The following is a 19,091-nucleotide window of genomic DNA, read 5'->3' as shown; positions in this document are numbered from 1 at the left end:
GCGAGACCCCCGGATTTCCCACGTTACCGGCGGGACACCGGGGCTCTCTTTCCGCCATATCGCTTCTTTGCAGGATCTTTTCTCCGCTGCGCGGACGTGACCCGGGCGGCGCAGGCCGTACCGATGAGGAGGAGCACGGCGACGGCGACGGCGACCCTTCGCAGGCCGTCCACGGAGGCCGGCGCGGCGAAGTAGACGCTGCCGAGCCCGGCCACGGCGGTCACCCCGGCGAGCACGGGGCCGGTGGCGTTCAGCGCCGAGACCGCGGAGGCCAGCCGCGGCTCCACCAGGGACGTGATCCGCGCGATGAGCGGGCTGTACCCGGCGGCGTGCCCGGCCCCGGCGAGCATCAGCAGCGGCACGGAGGCGACCTCGTGCCACCGCAGGGCCAGCAGTCCGGCCCCGGCCGCGAACGCGAGCGGCCCCGCCACCGGCAGCACGTCCTGGAGCCGCCGCGGGTACCGGCTCCAGGTCAGGCTGAGCGCGCCGAACCCCAGCGCGTACGGCACGAACGCCAGCCCCGCCCGCAGCGGCGAGTACCCGAGCGCGTCCTGGAGGTGCAGGGTCAGGGTGAGCAGGAAGACGGTGTAGCAGCCCATGACGATCCAGCAGGCCGCGAGCCCCGGCTTCACGCCCGCCGGCCGCAGCGCCGCCGGGTCCAGCAGCGGATGCCGCGCCCTGGTCTCGTAACCGGCGAACCCCGCCAGCAGCGCCACCCCGCCCGCCAGCGAGATCCACGCCCAGGCGGGCCAGCCCTGGTCCTGGCCGAAGATGAGCGGGGCGGTGAGCGCGGTCATCGCGGCCGTCAGCACCGCGACGCCCGCCGGGTCCAGCCTGGCCTGCCCGTCCGTACGCGAGCCCGGGAGCACCCGCCGCCCGGCCAGCACCACGACCAGCCCGATCGGCACGTTGACCAGGAAGATCGGCCGCCACGAGAGCCCGAACAGGTCGGCCCCGGTCACCAGCCCCCCGATGACCTGGCCCAGCGCCACCCCCAGGGCGAGCACCATGCTGTAGACGCCGATCGCCCTGCGCCGGGCCGCCCCGTCGAAGTGCTGGAGGACGAGCGCGAAGATCTGCGGCGTCAGCAGCGCCGCGCCGACGGCCTGCGCGACGCGGGCGAGCACCAGCACGGTCGCCGTGGGCGCCAGCCCGCACAGCAACGACGCGGCGGTGAACCAGCCGAGCCCCAGCAGGAACGCCCGCCGGTGCCCGATCACGTCGCCGATCCGGGCGCAGGTGACCAGGAGCACGCCGGTGGTCAGCAGGTATCCGGACACGATGAGCTGGATCGCGGCCCCGTCCGCCCGCAGGTCCTCGCGGATGGTCTGGGCCGCCACCGAGACGATGGAGCCGTCCATGGAGGCCATGACCTGGCCGGTGAGCAGCACGGCCAGCATCCGGCCGCGGCGGGCCACAGTGATCATCGGCCCAGCATGGTGCGGGGGCGGCTGCCCGGTCTTGAAGGAATATGCGGATCTGCGTCGTACGGTGGTGCGGTGCGTACCACCAGGACGGTGACGGAGAGCCGCCACTTCGCGATCCGCTCGGTCGAGTGCACCGACGACCACGCCCGCTGGTCGGACCCCGAGCCGGCGCGGTCCGCGCACATCGTGCTGGTCCGGCGGGGCCGGTTCCGGATCGACGTCCGGGGGCGGGGGGTGACCGTCGAGCCCGCCACCGGTTACCTGCACCTTCCCGGGGAGGAGATGCGGTTCGCGCATCCGGCGGGCGGCGACGTGTGCACGGCGGTCGCGTTCGCCGGTGACGAGCTGACCCCCGGTGACGAGCTGGCCACCGGTGACGAGCTGACCGCCGGGGTGCGGGCGGCCGCGCGCTCGCGGGCCGTCCGGGTGGACGCGCGGCTGGAGCTGGCCCACCGGCTGCTCCTGCGCTCCGGCGACGACCCCGGCTTCGCCGCCGCCGAGGCCGTGCTCGGCCTGCTGCGGCTGGCCCTGCGCGAGCAGCCGCGCGACTCCCCGCCGCCCGGGCGGGCCGACCTGGCCGAGCGCGCCAGGGAGGCGGTCCTCGCCGACCCGCTCGCCGGGGCGGGCCTGGTGGAGCTGGCCCGCCTGCTGGAGACGTCCCCGTCGCACCTGAGCCACACCTTCCGGCACCACGTCGGCATGCCGCTGAGCCGCTACCGCAACCGCGTACGGGTCAGCCGGGCGCTGGCCCGCCTGGACCAGGGCGAAACCGACCTCGCCGCGCTCGCGGCCGGCCTGGGCTTCAGCGACCAGGCCCACCTGACCAGGGTCATGCGCGCCGAGCTGGGACACACGCCCGGCCGGGTGCGCGCCCTGCTCGCGTCAGGAGTGTGACGGCGGCTGTAATCCGAATCCGGGTCCCAGGCAGTAGTCATCACCGGATGACGACGAGACGGAGATGACGGATGGACGACGGGTTCGCCGAGTACGTGGCACACCGGCAGCTACGGCTGTGCCGGATGGCGTACCTCCTCACCCGGGACTGGGGCACGGCCGAGGACGTGGTGCAGACGGCGCTGGCGAGGGCGTGGCTGGCCTGGCGGCGGATCGAGGGCAACCCCGATCCGTACGTCTATCGGATCATCGTGAACACCCACACGTCCTGGTGGCGCAGGCGCTGGCGTGGCGAGGTCCCGGCCGAGACGCTGCCCGAGACCGCCGACCCGCGCGACGCGGCGGCCGAGGTGGACGACCAGGCCGCGCTGTGGAGCGCCAGCGGGCGGTGATCGTCCTGCACTACTACGAGGGACGCACGCTGACGCAGGTCGCCGACATCGTCGGGAGCTCGCTGGGAGCGGTGAAGAGCCAGCTCAGCCGGGCCCTCGCCCGTCTCCGGGTCGATCCGGACATTGAGACCATGAGCCTGGAGAGGGTCAAGCGATGAGCCACACCGAGAACGACCTGCGTGAGCTCCTGACCGGGCGGGCCGGAGGGCAGGAGGGCTCCTCCGCCCGGCTCGACACGATCATCCGGCGCGGCCGGCGCATCCGCCGCACCCGGCGGGCCCTGACGGCCGGCGCGGCGGCGCTGGCCGTCTCCGCGGTCGCCGTGGCCGGCGTGCAGGTGCGGCCGGGCGCGCCTCCGGTCGCCCAGCAGCCCGTGGACTCGGCCCAGGTCGAGCCGACCGGCCCGGAGATCCCGGAGAAGTACGAGGTGCGGCTGGGGGCCGAGCGGTTCGACCTCCCCCTCCTCCACGCCGAACGCTTCGAGACGACGGGCGCCCGTTCCGTGACCTTCGTCCCGACCAGCACCTCGACCGGGTACAAGGTGCTCTGTGACGATCCCCGTGCCTGGGTCACCCTGACGCTGGCGCTCAAGAGCGACGAGCCCGGCGGCGCCTCCGGACGGTGCGGCACCTCCTTCGGCGGGCACCACGACGAGCGCTCCGCGCCGGACGACTGGCTGAAGCGTCCGCAGTCGCTGCAGGTGTGGGTCTTCCCCGCGGACGCCCCGGTGCGGAAGGTGGCCGAGGAGGTCACGGGCTGCCCGCCGGTCAGGAAGGGCACGGAATGCGACGAGTCGGCGCAGCTCCGCGCGCTGGGGAACCCGGAGGTCCGAGAACGGCTCCTGGCCGAGATGGGTGAGCGTCCCGGCAGGTGGGCGGTCGCGGTCTACGACCGCCCCGCCGCCTCGGGGAGCTGAGCCGGCCACCGTCCGGGCGGGGGCCGCGTCGCGCCCGCCGGGTCACCGTCCGGGCAGAAGGGGCCACGCCCGCCGGGTCACCGTCCGGGCAGAAGGGGTCCGCGCCGCGCCCGCCGGGTCGCCGCCAGCCCGCCGATCAGCCCGCTCACGGCGCAGACCAGCACCAGCCCGGCGTACTGCGGCAGCGAGTAGGCGAACCACGGCCGGCCGGTGGCGGCCTGGCCGAGCGCGGTGAGGCAGGCGGCGGCGATGCCCGTGCCGATGAGCGCGCCCACGGCGGTCACGATCAGCGTCTCCCAGACCACCGCCCTGGTGAGCTGCCGCGGCGCGGTCCCCACCGTCCGCAGCAGCCTGAGCTCCTCGGCCCGCTCGGTCATCGTCATCGCGGTCGCGTTGAGCACCGAGATCACGGTGTAGACCACCGCCGACCCCACCAGGGCCGGGGCCGCCCACGCCGACGCCCCCGTACGGGTGACGCCCGCCGCCGCGTCGGAGGTGGTCACGGCGAACAGGAAGGTGCACGCCAGCGCCACGGTCAGCATCACCGGGGACGCCGCCGACATCGCCCGGCGCGGCTGCGCGACCAGCGACGCCCTGGCCAGCATCCCCGCGCCGGGGTCCAGCCCGGCCACCACGGATCCCAGCAGCCGGCCGATCCCGCTCAGCACGACCGGGCCCAGCGCGGAGGCGCCCACGCACAGCGCCATCGTCGCCCCCAGCCCGGCCGGCACCGCGGCGACCGGCTCGACCCTCGGCACCAGGGCCACCAGCACCCCGCCCCCGCCCAGCGCCGCCAGCCCGGCGACGGCCCTGGGCCAGGGCAGCAGCCGCCGCTGCGCCGCGCTGTCGCGCAGCACCTCCAGCGGCCCCACGCGTACGGCCTTGCGCGCCGCGACCCGCGCCGCGATCAGAGTCACCGCCAGCCCGACGACCAGCACCACGACGAACGGCCCCGGCGTGACCCGCACCGGCACACCCCCGGGCGCCAGCCCGGTCACCCGCACGAACCCGGACATCAGCACCGCGTACGGCACCGCCAGCACGCAGCCCGCCGCGCTCGCCAGCACGGCCACCACCAGCGCCTCCACCGTGACCAGCCGCCGCACCTGCCGCGGCGTCATGCCGAGCGACCGCAGCAGCCCCCAGGTCCTGCGCTGCCGCAACACGTGCAGGCTCAGCGTGCCCGCGACCACGAACACCGACACGAACCCGGACACCACGGCCGACAGCACCAGCAGCCCCATGACGCCGTTCAGCTCGTCCCTGGCGCCGGCGGCGGCGACCACCAGGCCGCCTCCGGCCACCAGCGTGACGGCCAGGAGCACCGCCGCGAACGACGCGGCCACCCCCGTCCGGTTCGCCCGGACGTTGCTGACGGCGAGGACGAGCGTCACCGTCCGCCGCCCAGCCTCGCGCCGATCCGCTCGGCGGTGGGCCGCTCCAGCACGTCCACGATCCGGCCGTCGGTCAGGAACAGCGCCCTGTCCGCCCGCGCCGCCGCCTCCGGATCGTGCGTGACCATCACCACCGTCTGCCCGAACCCGTCGACCGCCTCCCGCAGCAACCGCAGCACCTCGTGCCCGGTGGCCCGGTCCAGCGCCCCGGTCGGCTCGTCGGCGAACAGCACCTCGGGCCTGCCCAGCAGGGCCCGCGCGATCGCCACCCGCTGCTGCTGCCCGCCCGACAACTGCGCCGGCCGGTGCCCCTCCCGCCCTTCGAGGCCGACCCGGCGCAGCAGCTCCCGCACCCGCGCCGGATCCGGCCGCCGCCTGGCCAGCCTGCTCGGCAGCACCACGTTCTGCCACGCGGTCAGCGACGGCACCAGGTTGAACGCCTGGAAGACCACGCCGACCCGGTCGCGGCGCAACACCGCGAGCTGCTTCTCCCCGAGGCGGGTGATGTCCTGCCCCGCCACCCGCACCGCTCCGGAGTCCGGCCGGTCCAGCCCCGCCGCGCACTGCAGCAGGCTGCTCTTCCCCGACCCGGACGGGCCCATCACCGCGGTGAAGCTCCCGCGCGCGAACCCGACGCTGACCTGCCGGAGCGCGGCCACCTCTGTGGCGCCGTTCCCGTAGGTCCTGGTCACCTCCTCCAGGAGGACCGCATGATCAGTCATGATCGTCAGCGTGCCGGAGAGAGTGACCCGCCGCCCATCCGGGACATCCCCCATCGGCCCCTGGGACGTACCCGGTCCCGATCCGTACGCGGCGGGGTCAGAGCCAGTGCCACGTGACGCGCGCCTGTTCGGCGGCGCCGGCCAGCCACTCCTCGAAGGCGGCCGCCCCCGCCGCCTCCAGCGTCTGCGCGTCCGCCACGGCCTCCTCCCGCTTGTGGACGGCGCCCGTCAGGAACCGCCCCTCGAAGGGCACCGGCCCCACGCCGCTGCCCGCCGGAGCCGATCGCAGCGGCTCGGGCAGCTCGCCCGACCACGCCACGACCCTGTTCAGCCGCAGGTCCCAGCGGTCGCCGAGCGAGCCGTCGAGCTCGGCGGCCTCGATCGGCTCCCCGGACAGCGCCCAGGCCGCCCACACCCTCGCGAACCGGTCGCGATGGCGGCCCAGATACCCGGGGCCCAGCTCGGCGCGCATCCGGGCGCGGAACCTGTCGTCCTTGGCATTCGTGGTCATGTGGTCATGGAACGCCTCGGCGCTCATGCCCATCCGTTCCAGCCACTTCAACATCGCCTCCCGGCCGGTGAGGCCGTGGCGCCGGCGGAAGGCGTCCGCGGCCGCCTGGACGTCCTCCAGGCCGGCCTCCTCCTTGGCGGCGGCGTTGCGCAGGACGCAGAACCGCACCAGCTCCTCCTGCGGCGACAGCCCGGCACGGGTGAGCGAGCGGAGCATCAGCATCGCCTCGGGCATGGAGATCTGCATGCCGTCGACGGTCAGCAGGTTGCCGGCGGCCCAATGGGTCGAATGGTCGACCAGCCAGGACGTGCCGTCGTCCGGCTGCACGCCGAGCATGATGGTGCCGCCGGCGGGGTCGTCGATCAGCAGGTCGTAGTCCACGACCGGCGAGCCCGGCCGCGGGTTGCTCACGAGCTGGGCGGCGAGCGCGGGGAACGACCGCGCCCAGTCGTCGGCGGCGCGCCGGGCCTCCGCCACCGCCGCGCGGCGGCGGGGCAGGCCGCGCAGCAGGCTCACGCCGCTTTCGAGGGCCGGGCCGAGTGAGGGCTGTTTCATGGTTCGTCCGTTTCTCCGGTGAGCCAGTCGGCGATGGCGTCGCCGACGGGCAGGCCGGTCAGGTCTTCGATCCAGGCCCACTGGCCGTTGGGGTTGATCTCGAGGAACACGTACTCCCCGTCGGGGGTCAGGATGAGGTCGATCGCCCCGAACGACACGCCGAGCGCGGCGACCAGGTCGGCGCAGCGGGCGGCGACGTCGCCGGGCAGGTGGTGCACGCTGTGGCGGGCCCGGTCGAAGTCGTAGTGCCGCCAGTCGTCCCGGGTGCGCGGGGAGTCCTGCGAGGCGATCTCCGCGGCGAAGACCTGCCGGCCGACCACGGTGACCCGCAGCTCCACGGCCTTGGGCACGTACGGCTGCAGGATGGTCGGCTCGTGCGCCAGCCGGCCGCGGGCCGCCAGGTCCCTGCGCTGCACCACGGTGGTGTAGACGGTGTGGCGCGCGCCGTCGATCTCGAACGGGGCGTACTCGACCGGTTTGGCGATCAGCCGCCCGCCCGCCCGCTCGTAGGCGGGCGCCAGCTCGGACGGATCGTTGGTGACCACGGTGGGCGGCACGACGAAGCCCAGCTCCTGGGCCAGCGCCAGGTGGACCAGCTTGTTGTGCGCCCTGCGCAGCACCGGATGCCTGGCCGGCAGCCACCGCGCGTCCAGCAGATCCCAGAAGCCCTCCAGGAACCACTCCGAGAGCTCCCCCACGCGCTCCCGCAGGTCCCCGGCCGTGACGCTCGGGGCGGCGGCGGGCTGCCCGGGACGCCGGTTCCACACGGCCGTCGTCCCGCCGAGGTCCACGACCTCCCCGCCGGTGACCAGCCTGAGCTCGGTCCCGCCCGCCGCGAACCCGGCGGTCAGGTGGGCGGCGGCCGGGTACTGGGCAGGATCCCACCAGACGACTTCGGCGCCCCTGGCCTTCAGCTTGGGCAGGACCATCCGGACGGTGGTGTCGCCGGGTTCGCTGAGAATCAGTAGCATGTGCCCCCCTCAGCCGCGCGGGAGGAGCACGGATTCCTCGATGCTCCTCCCACGCGACGCCGAGTGATCTTTAGTAGTCGGACACCCAGCCGTCGGACGGCCTGCCCTCGGTGCCGTTGGTGTGGTAGCAGCGCTCCATCGGCCTGCCGCCCGAGACGAGACCGAGGTCGGCCTCGTCGATCACCGGCAGTTCGTTGCTCAGGTCGTCGAGGCTCACGATCTTCTTGGTCATGACTTCCCTCCCTTTCCTTGATGTGCTGGCCGCGGAGCATCCGCGCCGGAGATCCGCGGCTCGTGGGTGAAGCACACCAGCCGGAATTTGGAGCCGACTTGAATGTGGCTTGGAGGGGGAAACAAATCCCCTTCCTACCTGGATGTCAGTCCCCGCATGGCCTGGACCAGCACGGGCACGGCGACCACCAGGCAGATCCCGCGCAGCGCTCCCGCGACGGGGTACGGCGCGTGCACCCCGAACGTGTGCGCCACCATCCCGCCGGCCAGCGCCCCGAGCGGCATCAGCCCCCAGCCGAGCATCCGGTAGACGCTGTTCACCCGGCCGAGCAGCGCGGACGGCACGATCTGCTGCCGGAGGCTGACGGTCACGATGTTCCACAGCGTGGTGACGAAACCGGTGACGGCCAGCAGGGCGCCGAGCACGATCGCGTTCGGGCTCAGGCCGATGCCGACGAAGGTGACGACGTTGGTGACGAGCGCGGCGAGGAGGGCGGGCAGCGCGCCCAGCCGCGCTACGACGGGCGCCCCGAGCAGGCCGCCGAGCAGGCTGCCGGCGGCGGCCCCGGCGAGCAGCAGGCCGTAACCGGGGGCGTCGAGGTGCAGCTCCTGGGTGGCCAGCAGGATCAGCGAGACGTTGCCGAGCTGCCAGCAGAAGGTGTTGACGCCGAGCAGGAGGGCGAGGGTGCGCAGCAGCCGGTGCCCGGCCAGCCAGCGCAGCCCGTCCGCGATCGCCGTCCGCATCGGGGGAGGTGCGGCGTCATGGCCCTCGACACCGCGGCCGGGATGCCGGCGATCGCCGGACCTGGCCAGAGACGCCAGCAACGCGGCGGACAGCGCGAACGAGACGGCGTCCAGCCCGAACGGCAGCGCCGCCCCGGCCGCGAACAGCAGCCCCCCGACCGGCGGCCCGGCGAACTGCAGGCCGATCGTGGTGATCGCCTGCTGATGACCGTTCGCCTGGTGCAGCAGCGGCTTGGCCACGAGATCCGGCAGCACGGCCTGCGCCGCGTTGGAGAAGACGACCGTGCAGGCCCCCAGTGCGAACGCCATGACCGCCAGGACCGGGACCTCGATCCGGCCGGACGCGGCAAGGAGCGCGACGGCCCCGACGAGCACCGCCTGGATCACCTGGGCCCGCCACATCAGCGCCACCCGGTCGTACCGGTCGACGAGCGCCCCGGCGGGCAGCGACAGCAACAGCCAGGGCAGGAACGTCGCCGCGGACACCACCGACACGAGCCGCGCGTCCTGGGTGACCGTGACGGCCAGCAGCGGGACCGCCGCCGTGAACGCCCCGTCCCCGACACTGCTGATCCCCGTCGCCCACCACAACCGCCAGTACGCCGGGGACAGGTGCGGCGCGGCCTCGCTCTGCGTCATGCCGCGATCTTCCGGTGCCGGGAGGCCGCCACGACAGCTTGTAGGTGAGCGCTACATAATCGGCCCATGGCCCTGACGGTCGATCTCGGCGTCGCCGAGCTGGCGGCGACCCGGTTCGCGATCTCGCCGCTGTCGGAGACCGTGTCCGCCCTGCAGCAGCTCGGTGACCGCGACCGGCACCCGGTCAACCTGCGCTGGCTGCGCTGGGCGGCGGACGAGCTCGCCAGGCGTCCGCTCGACCTCTCGCGCACATGGCCGCTGATCGTGAGCGACCGGCCGAACTGGCCGGAGTTCCTCGTTCCCGCTCCGCGCGGTTCGGGCGCCTCCATCGACGACGACCTGGCCGCGTTGCGCCGCACACCCGCGTCCCAGGTGCGGATCAGCCTCCGGCGCGTGTTCGGCGACGACCCTCCCGCGCCGGTCGCCGCGCTCGCCGAACGCCCGGCGGCGGGGCTGCGCACGATCGCCGCCGAGCTGCGCGCGGCCCACGACCGGCTCATCGCGCCGCACTGGCCGCGGATCCGGGCCGTGCTCGACGCCGACGTCGGCTACCGCGCCCGGCGGCTGGCTGCGGGCGGCGCCGAGAGGTTGTTCGCCGACCTGCACCCCGACCTGCACTGGCAGGACGGCCGGCTGAGGCTGGAGGGAGCGCGCTGGCGGGCCGAACGGGCCGTGGACCGCGGCCCGGGCGGGCTGGTCCTCATGCCGGTCGCGCTCGGCACGCCGTACGTGCTGATCAAGAAGAGAACGTCCACGCAGACCACGGTCCGCTATCCGGCACGCGGGGTCGGTACGTTGTGGACCGCCGGAACGCGCGCCCCCGCCGGCCACGCGGTCCGGCTGCTCGGCCGGGTGCGCGCGGGGCTGCTCGAGGCCCTGCGCTCGCCCGCGACGACGACGGACCTGTCCCGCGCGCTCGGCGTCACGCCCAGCGCGGTCTCGCAGCACCTGCGGGTGCTGCGCGAGAGCGGGCTGGTCGCCTCCGAGCGCTCCGGACGCCAGGTCCTCCACATGACGACCCCCCTCGGAACGTCCCTGATCGGGGACGATCGGCGCCGCTAGCGCGTGGCGGCGAACTGCTTCGCCGTCGGCGCGCGTTCCGGGTCGGTCAGGCACTGCGAGGCGAGCCCGACCAGCAGGGCCAGGTAGTGCGACCCCGCCGCGTGGACCTCGCCGGGATCGCTGTCCGGCCCGAGGCCGGCGAAGGCCCGCGCCAGCGCGATCCGCGCCTGCTCCTGACCGCTCGCGATCATCTCCCGGATCTCACCGTCCCGCCGGGCGGACGCGACGGACTCGAAGTTCACGAACCACAGCGCCCGGTTGGCCCGGATCGACTCGATGATCCGCCCCCACAGCGCCTCCACCCGTGCCGCGGGCTCGTCCGAAGCGTCGTGGGGCTCCTCGATCACCGCGAACAGCAGCTCTCCCCACTCCGTGTTGAGGTCACGCAGCGCCTTGGTGAGCAGCTGCTCCTTGGACCCGAAGTGGTAGTTGATCGACGCCTGGTTCGCCCCTGAGGCCGCGACCAGGTCTCGCACGGTGGTGTGCGCGTACCCCTTGGTCAGCAGGCAGTCGCGCGCTGCCAGCAGCAGCTTGTCCTTGGCACTCACATGCCCTACCGTATCAAATAAACGTTCGTTTGAAATGTTCGTTTAAAACGGTTGTTTGGAGAGCTTCATGACCATGTCCACACCGCCCGTGCTGCGCATCCGCGACCTGCGCTGCGAGTACCCGGGCGAGGCCGGCCCCGTCCACGCCCTGCGCGGCATCGACCTCGACATCCCGCGCTCGTCCTTCATCGCGATCATGGGCCCGTCGGGCTCCGGCAAGACCACCCTCCTGCACTGCGCCGCGGGCCTGCAGCGGCCGACGTCGGGCGCCGTCGAGCTGGACGGGCAGGACCTGGGCCGGCTCGACCAGACCCAGCTCGCGCAGTTGCGCCGGCGCCGCGTCGGGTTCGTCTTCCAGTCGTTCAACCTGCTGCCCGCGCTCTCGGCCGTCGACAACGTCGAGCTCCCCCTGCGCCTCGACTCGCGCAGGACGCAGCCGGCGCGCACCGCCGACCTCCTCACCCGCGTCGGCCTCGGCAACCGGGGCGGCCACCGCCCCCACCAGCTCTCGGGCGGCCAGAAGCAGCGGGTCGCGGTCGCGCGGGCGTTGATCACCGACCCTGACGTCGTCTTCGCCGACGAGCCCACGGGCGCCCTCGACATCCGCAGCGCCAGGGAGGTCCTGCGGCTGATGCGCGAGCTGGCCGACCACGGCCAGACCATCATCATGGTCACGCACGACCCGGTCGCCGCGTCCTACTCCGACGCCGTGCTCTTCCTGGCCGACGGCCGGATCGTCGACCGGATCGCACGCCCCACCGCGCAGCGGGTCGCCGGCCGGATGGCCGTCCTGGTCGAGTCGGCCGAGCAGGCCGCGAACGGTGCGGTGGCCACCCGATGATCAGGATCGCCATCCGCTCCTTCGCACATCACCGCACCTCCGCGATCGCGACCGGCCTGGTCGCTCTCGTCGGCACGATCCTGGTCACGGGCATGATGAGCCTGCTCGGCACCGGGCTGGCCGGCAGCACGACCGACGCGGACCGTGAGTTCCTGGTGCAGTTCCCGCTCATCGTGGGCGGCTGGACGGTCGCGATCGTCCTGTTCGCCATGGTGTCCACGATCAGCGTCGCGCTCGGCGGCCGGGCCGGGGAGATCGCCGGCATCCGGCTCATCGGCGCGAGCCCCCGGCAGGTGCAGTGGATGCTCGCGGTCGAGACGGCGGCCATCACGGCCGTCATGGCACTGCCCGGCCTGGCCGGCGGGTACCTCGTCGGCTGGGCCGTCACCCGGAGCCTCCATGCCGCCGGGCTCACCAGCGCGGCCTCGGCGTTCGCGCCCGGCGTGCTCCTGCCGGTCCTCGGCGTGCTCGTCGTGCTGGCCGCGAGCGTGCTCGCCGCCTGGATCGGCAGCCGCTCCCTGGCCCGCCGCAGCCCGGTCGCCGACGCGGCCCCGCCCCCGCGCCGCCGTACGGGACGGCGTCCCGGACGTGGCCGCCGCGTCACCGCCACCATCATGATCGGCGCCGGCCTGGCCTCATCGGCCGCCGTGCTGGGCATGGACCCGGCCGACATCCTCACCACGGCGCTGACCGGGCCCGGCTGCGTGCTCGTCGCCGTCGGCCTCTGCGTGCTCGCCCCGGAGCTCGTCGCCGCGGTGAACCTCGTGCTCAGGGCGGTGCTCCCGGCCCACCGCGCCGCCCCCTCCCACCTGGCCGCCGTCAACCTGTCCGCCGCCCCCGACCGGGTACGGCCGACCGTCACCTTCCTCACCCTCTTCGTCGGCGTGGCGGCGGGCACGCTCAGCATGCAGGGCATCGAGAACGCCGCGGGCCTGGCGGGCGGCTCGGACGGCCAGGTCCTCGCCTCGATCAACTACTTCGTCGTGGCGCTGATCGCGGCCTTCATGGCCATCGCCCTCACCAACAACCTCGTCGCCTCCATCACCCAGCGCCGCGCCGAGTTCGCCGTCATGTCCCTCGTCGGCTCGACGGGCGGCCAGACGCACCGCATGCTGGTACGCGAGATCGGCGCGGCCACGGCCGTCAGCACCGTCGCGGGCAGCGCGGGCGCGTTCCTCGCCGTCCTGCCCTTCGCCATCGTCAAGACCGGCGACCCCCTGCAGGCGGCGGCGCCCCTGCCGTACGCGATCACGATCGCCATCGGGGTCTGCGTCACCCTCGGCGTCTCGTCGCTCGTCGGGCGGCACGTCATCCGTACGGCATGAGGCTCACCACGGCAAGCCTCACCTCGGGAAGATCGCCATGTCCCTGAGCATGCGCCAGCTCTCCAGGGCCTTGATCGAGTTGGGGTACTCGCCCTTGGCCATCCAGTCGCCCAGCCTGCGCCTACCGGCGTACTTCTTGAGCTGCCCGTTGAACTCCCCCACGTTGTAGTACACGTACGTCCAGTAGACGAGCTCGTCCCGGGTGGGGGTCGCGTACCCGTAGGCCCTGGCGTCGGCCAGGAACAACGCGCGGCGCCGCCTCAGCATCGCGGCCTCCCCCTGCAACCCCGCCGTCAGGCTCGGGAACAGGGCCGACTCCACCAGGGTGCCCTTCTCGTTGCGCCTCGTGTCGAGGACGACCCTGCCCGGGTCGTAGGGCAGGAAATTCCTGCCGGGCACCCTGGAGGCGTACATGTCGAGGAAGAAGCGGTCGGTGCCGAGGTAGTCGTAGCCGAAGATCGGGCCGGTGACGCTGACGCTCCTGAGCTGCGCGTCCGTCGGGTCGCCGGCCTTCTTCCCCAGCCCGATCCGATCGCGTACGTAGTCGACCAGCCCCTCCAGGTAGGCGTAGGCGTAGAGCTGGTCCGCCGGCAGGTCGGGCGTCGCGGCGGCGAAGACGACATCGAGCACCTGCGCCGGGGTGTTCTTCAGCCAGTACTTGGCCTGCGAGTTCGGGTACTTCTGCGCCAGCACGGCCAGAGGGGTGGTGAAGGCGCCGAAGAACCGCCGTTCCCTGTCCAGGTAGGACGAGCTCCCGGCGCGCGCCCGATCGGCCACCAGCCCCGCCCACTGCGCCAGCACCGCCTCCGCGTCCGCCGCCCGGCCGAGAACGCCCAGCGCGGAAGCGATCCTGGCTCGGCCCGCGTTCAGGTTGAACGCCACGCTCCTGCCGCGCTTCACCTCGCCCAACGCGCTCCTGAGCACATCGACGTCGGCCTTCACGCGGGCGTCCGGGACGAGGTACCGCTTCCTGGCCTCGTCGACGACCTGCTCGCCCCGCGTCCGCAGCCCCGCGCCCGCCTCAGCCGCCGGGTTCCCCGCGAAAGCCACCGCACAGGCCAGGGCGGCGACGGCGAAGCGCCGCCGTGAGTAGGTGTGCATGCCGCTGCCTCCAGAGGTCGGTTGGACCTCCTTGGTTACCGGCCGGGATGTTGACCTGCCAGGGCGCGGCGTCCGTGGTCATGGGTGGACAAATCTCAGCCCTCTGCCTACGGGAGGAGGCCCGCATCCACCCCTGGTCGTACGCCGGCCCCCGCCCGCCCGCCAAGATGCGACCCGGGTCAGACGCGCATGCCCCGCCCCGCCCGACACGATGCTGCTGCACCCCTCATCTCCCACAGGACGGGCACGAACCCATGAAGACCGCCCCTCAGAGCCGCATCACCCGATGGCGACGGGCCGGCGCCGAACGCCGGGCCGCCAGCGCCGCCGCCAACCTGGACCGGCAGCCCCCGTTCCCGGGCCGATGGGTGAGCGCCGTCTCGCTGATCGGCGGCCCCCTTCTGATCATGACCGGGACCCTCCTGCGCTCCCCCTTCTACTACTTCGTCCCGCAGCAGCTCACCGCCTACACCCGCCACCCGGCCCTCATCATGGCCGCCTACACCTGCTTCGCCGCGGGTTTCGTGCTGTTATGGCCGGCCGTCATGACACTGGCGCAACGGATCTGCGCCACCAGCCCGCTGTGGGGGCTGTGGGGCGGCTGCCTGGTGATGGTCGGCCTGTTCACCCGCACCTTCCAGTTCGGCACCGACTACCTGGCCTTCCACCTGACCGACAGCTTCGGCCTGCAGACCATGCTCAGCGGCATCGACGACTACTACCAGGCACGGCTGGAATCGAGCTGGCATCCGTTCAAGGCCATGTCCGGGCCGGCCTTCCTCGGCTGGGTCGTGCTGGCCGTCGGCGCCTACCGCTCCGGCGCCCTCGGCCTCGGCCGCTCGGTCGCGCTCGGCCTGATGTCGGCGCTCGCGCTCGGCACGCTCAAGGGCACCGAACCGCAGTCCTTCATCGCCGTGGGCGGCCTCTGCGTCGCCTTCATCCCGCTCGGCATCTCCCTGCTGCGCGGCGGCCCGCCGCCGACCAAGCGCGCCATGTTCTGGATCGCCGCCCTGGTCCTCGTGCACATCCTCATGACGGCGTACGGGCCGAAGGGCTGAGGATTCTCAGAAGGGCCACGGCGGCAGAACACAGCCACCTGGAGTGCCCACGGTGGCCAGGTCGTACAGAACCATGGCCACCGGCCCGGCGAAGGACCCGGCGACCGCGAGAGCCGGCAGAACGGCGCCCGACCAGAGGCGCCCGGCCAGCCAGGGCAGCCGCGCCAGCAGATGGAACGACTGCGCGACGAGCGCCGACAGTACCGAAACGATCGGAAACATCACGACCCGGCTCAGGAACCACATGGTGCCGGCGAACTTCTCCCCGGAGCTCAGATCTCCCTCGCAGTAGACCTGCGCGCGAGCGACCAGGTGAAGGTCGAGAAAGGTGCCGAACGTCGCGCACGCCATGGCGATGATCAGACAGAGCCCGCATCCGAACGTCCAGTAGACCTCGCGCGCCTCTGGCGTTCGCCGCTCCGTCACCGCGCCATCAAAGCAAACGCGAATGCACACGACGCGCAGCCCGTGTGCGGATCCGGTGCAGGATCCACGTCAGGGGGCGGGACGACGTGCTCAGCGGTCTTCCTGACGTCGCCACCCCCACCGAACGCCCGCCCAACCACAACTGGCATGCTTACGATCATGGGCCGCGGTGAAGCCGTTCCTCCACGGACAGCAGTCGCAGGAAGCTCGGCGCCCACACCCATCCTCGACTGGCGGCATCCTCGGGTGCTGGCGTTGTCCGCCGAGACCCGGGACGTCGCCCCTCAGGCAGAGCGAGCCTTCCTGACCGCGGCGCACCGGCTCATCGCCATCCGCGTGCGCCCGGTATACGCCATGAACGAACGGCAGCCCGTCTCCACCACCCTGCGTCTGGGACGCGGTTCGTGCAGTCAGAGACTGGCGCTGCTGGAGGCCGTCGCACGCAGTCGCGCAATCGACACCCGGGTCAGAGGCCTGCTGCTCGATGGGCGCTTCTGGCACCCGCGGTTCCCGCTGTTGCGTGCGCTGATCCCGCGTCACGTGGTGCTGGCCTGGCCGGAGTTCCTCCTCTACGGCCGGTGGGTGTCCGTGTCCGAACTCTACGGTGATCTGGGCACGCTGCGAGCGGGCGGCCGATTCACCAACACAGGCGGCATGACGCTCTTCGACGCGATCGCGCACACCGCCGTGGACTGGGACGGCGGCACCTGCTCCTCGTGCGACCTGTCAGGACACGTCCTGGCCGATCTGGGCTACTTCCACTCCCGGGACGACCTGTTCGAACAGCACGGACAAACCTTGTGCCTGCCGGTACGCGTACCCGCGGATCTCATCATGAGCCGTCGATCGGCCAGGACCCGCACGCCGGCCCGCCCCCGCCGTTGATCGACAACGGATACCCTGCCGGGCGTGCGGCGATCAACGACTTCCCGGGCGGTGTGGCTGGCGCTCGCGGCGGCCCTCACGGCAGCGGTGGCGGTGCTGGCGGCGAGGCGTTCCCTCCGTCCGCCCCCCACGCGGCGCCTGGCGCGGCATCAGGACGAGCCGGCCCCGCCTGCCACCGTCGGCCCCGGACAACCTGCCGCCGTCCCGATCCTCGGCACCCCCACGGCACGCGACCTGGAGCGCCTGGCTGCCAAGCCCTCCCTTCTGGATCGTCCCCCGGCCAAGGCGCGCACGCCCCGGGAGCCCTTGGACGCGGCGACTCGCCGTCGCCTGACCCGCTGGGGCGTGGCGGCCTGCGCGCTCGTCCTGCTGGCCTCCTGCACCCAGGTGCTGGAGTCCGCGGTGTTCTCCAGGACCGAGCGGGAAACCGGTGAGGTCGTCAGCGGACCGGGCCGGATCGTGGCCGAGGTGTGCGAACCCTCACTCGTCCAGAGCCAGGCCACCTGCCTGTTCCGGCAGATCGACGGCATGAGCCTTCCCGTCCGGGAACCGGCCGCCGACGAGGACTGCTCACCCCGGAGAACCACCCCGCGCGTACGCGAGATCGACGCGAAGGTGACACGAGCCGTCAACCGGCAGTGGCGGCGGATCGAGTCCTGGCTGAAGAAGCACGCCCCCCGCAGCCACCGCACGCTCGGCGAGCCGGGCAAGGCGTCGGACCTCGCGGCGGCGGAGGCCGAGACGGGCCTGCGCTTTCCCGACGACCTGCGCGCGTCGCTGCTGCGGCACGACGGCTCCAGCACCGTCGACGACACCTGGGGCTTCGGATTCCTGGGCCACACGAACGCGAGCGTCGCGCAGATCCTGTCCGACTGGCGGGCCCTGTGCGAGGTCGACGGCGAGAACGATGGAGACGGTGACGACGCAGCCGCCCGCGCCGAGTGGTGGGACGGCCGCATGCTGCCCGCCGGCGCCAACGGCATGGGCGACCATCTCGTGGTCGATTCGGTGCAGCGTGACATCGGCACGACCGACCACGAGGGCGGCATGAGCTTCGAGCCCGGCGGCGTCCGCATCCGCTCGTTCCACGCCCTGCTGAAGGCCACCGCCGACGCCATGGAGAACGGCACGTCCATCGGGTACTGGAAGCCCACGGCGGTCGCCCGCCAAGTGGAGTGGGACGTCCTTTGAGCCGGGCGTGACCGGCGGCCTTCTTGGCCCGCTGGTCGGACCGAGGGGCCGGGCCCGACCTGAGTGATCCGCGCAGAACCGGCCCGCCCACAGCCGGGCCCTGGCTGCGCTTGAGCCCGCTGGCGTCGGCTGGCGTGACCCCGGCTGCGGCCCGGCCGGAAGTTGTCGGACCCGTCCGCCATGATCAGCCTTCAATGATCCTCACGTCCCCTCAAGGAGTGTCATGGTCGTCACCGAAGGACCCGGCTGGTCCGGAATCGGCTGGGATGACTGGGCGAACCTCAGCCTGATCCGCGCCCGGCTCGACGCGGGCGCCGACCCCGACACGGGCGTGTACTTCCATGAACGACCGCTGCACGCCGCCGCCGAATGCGGCTCACCCGAGGTGATCGCCGAGCTGTGCCAGCGAGTCGGCGACGTCGATGCCGAACACGAAGGCCGTACCGCCCTCTGGGAAGCTGTCTTCAACAACCGCCCCGGCAACGCCCGCGCCCTGGCCGCCGCTGGAGCAGACCCGTGGCGGCCGATGATGAACGGCTGGTCCCCCGGACGCCTCAGCCTGGCCACGCCGACCCCTGACCTGTTCACTCCTCCTCCGGGGGAGGCCGGTCTGTCCGCCGCCGAGACCGCCGCCGTAGCCAAGGCCAGGCAGCTGATCACCGCCTTGGACGACCTGGAGGATGACGGCTTCAGCCTCGCCTGCGTGGCCGGCATCACCGCCGCGGAGGCGGCCCGGAGGCTGGAGGCCACACCGGCCGATGCCGACGACGTCGAAGACATCATGGACGACCCGTTCTCGGGCTCGGACGACGGCCTGTCCCTCATCGGCATCACGGACGTACCGGGCGGATGCGTCGTCTTCCAGCCGTGGGGATACAACGCATCCACCCCTGGCGTCATGAAGCGCCTGTCAGCCGGCTCTGTCTGCTACGGCATGTTCGCCAACCCCAAGAGCGGCAATCAGGGAGCCGTCGCCCGTGACGGCGTCATCGAGGAATGGGACACCCATCCCGGCGGAGGCTCCGTATCCGACCACGCCGCCACGGAGGACATCCTCACCGCCTACCTCTACCACCACCAAGCGGTGGCCTACTGCTTCGCCGGCGCGGGCCTGCGTCCGAGCGACACCCGCTCCATCACCGATCAACCCGACATCTGGCTCGAACTCCCCGACCGCGACTGGTGGAGCTGACCAGTGACACCACGAATGGCCCGGAGCCGAAGCGCGGGCCCGACGTGTTCGCGGGCCCGCGGACGG

21 protein-coding genes are annotated in these 19,091 nt (G+C 72.9%); 11 read left to right on the top strand and 10 right to left on the bottom strand.

The features are described 5' to 3' along the window. Positions 1–23: 23 nt before the first annotated feature. Positions 24–1,427: an MFS transporter gene (locus HD597_RS56635; RefSeq protein WP_253756765.1), complete on the bottom strand. Its 1,404-nt coding sequence runs from the start codon at positions 1,425–1,427 to the stop codon at positions 24–26. A gap of 72 nt (positions 1,428–1,499) precedes the next feature. Here HD597_RS56635 and HD597_RS56630 point away from each other — a divergent pair, with 72 nt between their 5' ends. The 4 genes from HD597_RS56630 to HD597_RS56615 all read left to right on the top strand — a co-directional run bounded on the left by HD597_RS56630 (position 1,500) and on the right by HD597_RS56615 (position 3,629). After that, entirely contained in the window at positions 1,500–2,321 is an 822-nt protein-coding gene (locus tag HD597_RS56630) for a helix-turn-helix domain-containing protein (protein WP_253756763.1), read from the top strand. Positions 2,322–2,392: 71 nt separating this feature from the next. Then, positions 2,393–2,713 (top strand): sigma factor, encoded by a 321-nt coding sequence (locus HD597_RS56625; RefSeq protein WP_253756761.1) that lies wholly within the window; start codon positions 2,393–2,395, stop codon positions 2,711–2,713. Then, complete coding sequence (locus HD597_RS56620; RefSeq protein ID WP_253756759.1) at positions 2,710–2,871, top strand: sigma factor-like helix-turn-helix DNA-binding protein; 162 nt, start codon at positions 2,710–2,712, stop codon at positions 2,869–2,871. Before HD597_RS56625 ends, HD597_RS56620 begins: the two co-directional genes overlap by 4 nt. After that, positions 2,868–3,629, top strand: a complete 762-nt coding sequence (locus tag HD597_RS56615; RefSeq protein ID WP_253756757.1) for a hypothetical protein — start codon at positions 2,868–2,870, stop codon at positions 3,627–3,629. Before HD597_RS56620 ends, HD597_RS56615 begins: the two co-directional genes overlap by 4 nt. Positions 3,630–3,706: 77 nt before the next feature. Here HD597_RS56615 and HD597_RS56610 read toward each other — a convergent pair whose 3' ends face one another. The 6 genes from HD597_RS56610 to HD597_RS56585 form a co-directional block, all read right to left on the bottom strand. Continuing rightward, a complete protein-coding gene (locus HD597_RS56610) occupies positions 3,707–5,023 on the bottom strand; it encodes an FtsX-like permease family protein (RefSeq protein ID WP_253756755.1) in 1,317 nt (438 codons plus the stop codon). Further along, complete coding sequence (locus HD597_RS56605) at positions 5,020–5,745, bottom strand: ABC transporter ATP-binding protein (RefSeq protein ID WP_253756753.1); 726 nt, start codon at positions 5,743–5,745, stop codon at positions 5,020–5,022. Before HD597_RS56605 ends, HD597_RS56610 begins: the two co-directional genes overlap by 4 nt. Before the next feature lie 97 nt (positions 5,746–5,842). Then, complete coding sequence (locus HD597_RS56600) at positions 5,843–6,811, bottom strand: TIGR04500 family putative peptide maturation system protein (RefSeq protein ID WP_253756751.1); 969 nt, start codon at positions 6,809–6,811, stop codon at positions 5,843–5,845. After that, positions 6,808–7,782 (bottom strand): MvdC/MvdD family ATP grasp protein, encoded by a 975-nt coding sequence (locus HD597_RS56595; protein ID WP_253756749.1) that lies wholly within the window; start codon positions 7,780–7,782, stop codon positions 6,808–6,810. Before HD597_RS56595 ends, HD597_RS56600 begins: the two co-directional genes overlap by 4 nt. Positions 7,783–7,852: 70 nt before the next feature. Further along, positions 7,853–8,014, bottom strand: a complete 162-nt coding sequence (locus HD597_RS56590) for a hypothetical protein (protein ID WP_253756747.1) — start codon at positions 8,012–8,014, stop codon at positions 7,853–7,855. 134 nt (positions 8,015–8,148) lie between these two features. Continuing rightward, entirely contained in the window at positions 8,149–9,396 is a 1,248-nt protein-coding gene (locus HD597_RS56585) for an MFS transporter (RefSeq protein WP_253756745.1), read from the bottom strand. A 66-nt stretch (positions 9,397–9,462) separates the two neighbouring features. Between HD597_RS56585 and HD597_RS56580 the strand changes: the two genes are divergently transcribed. Then, positions 9,463–10,458 (top strand): ArsR/SmtB family transcription factor, encoded by a 996-nt coding sequence (locus HD597_RS56580; protein WP_253756743.1) that lies wholly within the window; start codon positions 9,463–9,465, stop codon positions 10,456–10,458. Here the strand turns inward: HD597_RS56580 and HD597_RS56575 are convergent. Further along, positions 10,455–11,006, bottom strand: a complete 552-nt coding sequence (locus HD597_RS56575) for a TetR/AcrR family transcriptional regulator (RefSeq protein WP_253756741.1) — start codon at positions 11,004–11,006, stop codon at positions 10,455–10,457. The genes HD597_RS56580 and HD597_RS56575 overlap by 4 nt on opposite strands. A 73-nt stretch (positions 11,007–11,079) precedes the next feature. Between HD597_RS56575 and HD597_RS56570 the strand changes: the two genes are divergently transcribed. Beyond that, positions 11,080–11,847: an ABC transporter ATP-binding protein gene (locus HD597_RS56570; protein ID WP_372513653.1), complete on the top strand. Its 768-nt coding sequence runs from the start codon at positions 11,080–11,082 to the stop codon at positions 11,845–11,847. Continuing rightward, entirely contained in the window at positions 11,844–13,172 is a 1,329-nt protein-coding gene (locus HD597_RS56565) for an FtsX-like permease family protein (protein WP_253756737.1), read from the top strand. The genes HD597_RS56570 and HD597_RS56565 overlap by 4 nt, the downstream gene beginning before the upstream one ends. An 18-nt stretch (positions 13,173–13,190) precedes the next feature. On the opposite strand, the gene HD597_RS56560 is transcribed toward HD597_RS56565, so the two are convergent. Beyond that, complete coding sequence (locus HD597_RS56560) at positions 13,191–14,273, bottom strand: hypothetical protein (RefSeq protein ID WP_253756735.1); 1,083 nt, start codon at positions 14,271–14,273, stop codon at positions 13,191–13,193. A gap of 254 nt (positions 14,274–14,527) precedes the next feature. Between HD597_RS56560 and HD597_RS56555 the strand changes: the two genes are divergently transcribed. Then, entirely contained in the window at positions 14,528–15,331 is an 804-nt protein-coding gene (locus HD597_RS56555; RefSeq protein WP_253756733.1) for a hypothetical protein, read from the top strand. 6 nt (positions 15,332–15,337) lie between these two features. On the opposite strand, the gene HD597_RS56550 is transcribed toward HD597_RS56555, so the two are convergent. Next, a complete protein-coding gene (locus tag HD597_RS56550; protein ID WP_253756731.1) occupies positions 15,338–15,757 on the bottom strand; it encodes a hypothetical protein in 420 nt (139 codons plus the stop codon). 246 nt (positions 15,758–16,003) lie between these two features. Here HD597_RS56550 and HD597_RS56545 point away from each other — a divergent pair, with 246 nt between their 5' ends. The 3 genes from HD597_RS56545 to HD597_RS56535 all read left to right on the top strand — a co-directional run bounded on the left by HD597_RS56545 (position 16,004) and on the right by HD597_RS56535 (position 19,025). Continuing rightward, positions 16,004–16,642 (top strand): transglutaminase domain-containing protein, encoded by a 639-nt coding sequence (locus HD597_RS56545; RefSeq protein WP_253756729.1) that lies wholly within the window; start codon positions 16,004–16,006, stop codon positions 16,640–16,642. Positions 16,643–16,666: 24 nt separating this feature from the next. Continuing rightward, a complete protein-coding gene (locus HD597_RS66340) occupies positions 16,667–17,833 on the top strand; it encodes an SMI1/KNR4 family protein (protein ID WP_253756727.1) in 1,167 nt (388 codons plus the stop codon). A 223-nt stretch (positions 17,834–18,056) separates the two neighbouring features. Continuing rightward, positions 18,057–19,025 carry an ankyrin repeat domain-containing protein gene (locus HD597_RS56535; RefSeq protein ID WP_253756725.1) on the top strand — a complete coding sequence of 323 codons (969 nt, stop codon included), beginning with the start codon at positions 18,057–18,059 and terminating at the stop codon, positions 19,023–19,025. The last annotated feature ends 66 nt before the right edge of the window (positions 19,026–19,091 follow it).

It is taken from the genome of Nonomuraea thailandensis, assembly GCF_024172165.1.
Taxonomy (GTDB): domain Bacteria; phylum Actinomycetota; class Actinomycetes; order Streptosporangiales; family Streptosporangiaceae; genus Nonomuraea; species Nonomuraea thailandensis.
This window is presented reverse-complemented; position numbering and strand designations above follow the sequence as displayed.

Excerpts from the sequence above, each read along its gene's own strand:
- HD597_RS56635 (WP_253756765.1), bottom strand. The coding sequence starts at position 1,427 with ATGATCACTGTGGCCCGCCGCGGCCGGATGCTGGCCGTGCTGCTCACC.
- HD597_RS56560 (WP_253756735.1), bottom strand. The coding sequence starts at position 14,273 with ATGCACACCTACTCACGGCGGCGCTTCGCCGTCGCCGCCCTGGCCTGT.
- HD597_RS56565 (WP_253756737.1), top strand. The coding sequence starts at position 11,844 with ATGATCAGGATCGCCATCCGCTCCTTCGCACATCACCGCACCTCCGCG.
- HD597_RS56590 (WP_253756747.1), bottom strand. The coding sequence starts at position 8,014 with ATGACCAAGAAGATCGTGAGCCTCGACGACCTGAGCAACGAACTGCCG.
- HD597_RS56555 (WP_253756733.1), top strand. The coding sequence starts at position 14,528 with ATGAAGACCGCCCCTCAGAGCCGCATCACCCGATGGCGACGGGCCGGC.
- HD597_RS56570 (WP_372513653.1), top strand. The coding sequence starts at position 11,080 with ATGTCCACACCGCCCGTGCTGCGCATCCGCGACCTGCGCTGCGAGTAC.
- HD597_RS56585 (WP_253756745.1), bottom strand. The coding sequence starts at position 9,396 with ATGACGCAGAGCGAGGCCGCGCCGCACCTGTCCCCGGCGTACTGGCGG.
- HD597_RS56600 (WP_253756751.1), bottom strand. The coding sequence starts at position 6,811 with ATGAAACAGCCCTCACTCGGCCCGGCCCTCGAAAGCGGCGTGAGCCTG.
- HD597_RS56595 (WP_253756749.1), bottom strand. The coding sequence starts at position 7,782 with ATGCTACTGATTCTCAGCGAACCCGGCGACACCACCGTCCGGATGGTC.
- HD597_RS56535 (WP_253756725.1), top strand. The coding sequence starts at position 18,057 with ATGGTCGTCACCGAAGGACCCGGCTGGTCCGGAATCGGCTGGGATGAC.
- HD597_RS56580 (WP_253756743.1), top strand. The coding sequence starts at position 9,463 with ATGGCCCTGACGGTCGATCTCGGCGTCGCCGAGCTGGCGGCGACCCGG.
- HD597_RS56605 (WP_253756753.1), bottom strand. The coding sequence starts at position 5,745 with ATGACTGATCATGCGGTCCTCCTGGAGGAGGTGACCAGGACCTACGGG.
- HD597_RS56625 (WP_253756761.1), top strand. The coding sequence starts at position 2,393 with ATGGACGACGGGTTCGCCGAGTACGTGGCACACCGGCAGCTACGGCTG.
- HD597_RS56615 (WP_253756757.1), top strand. The coding sequence starts at position 2,868 with ATGAGCCACACCGAGAACGACCTGCGTGAGCTCCTGACCGGGCGGGCC.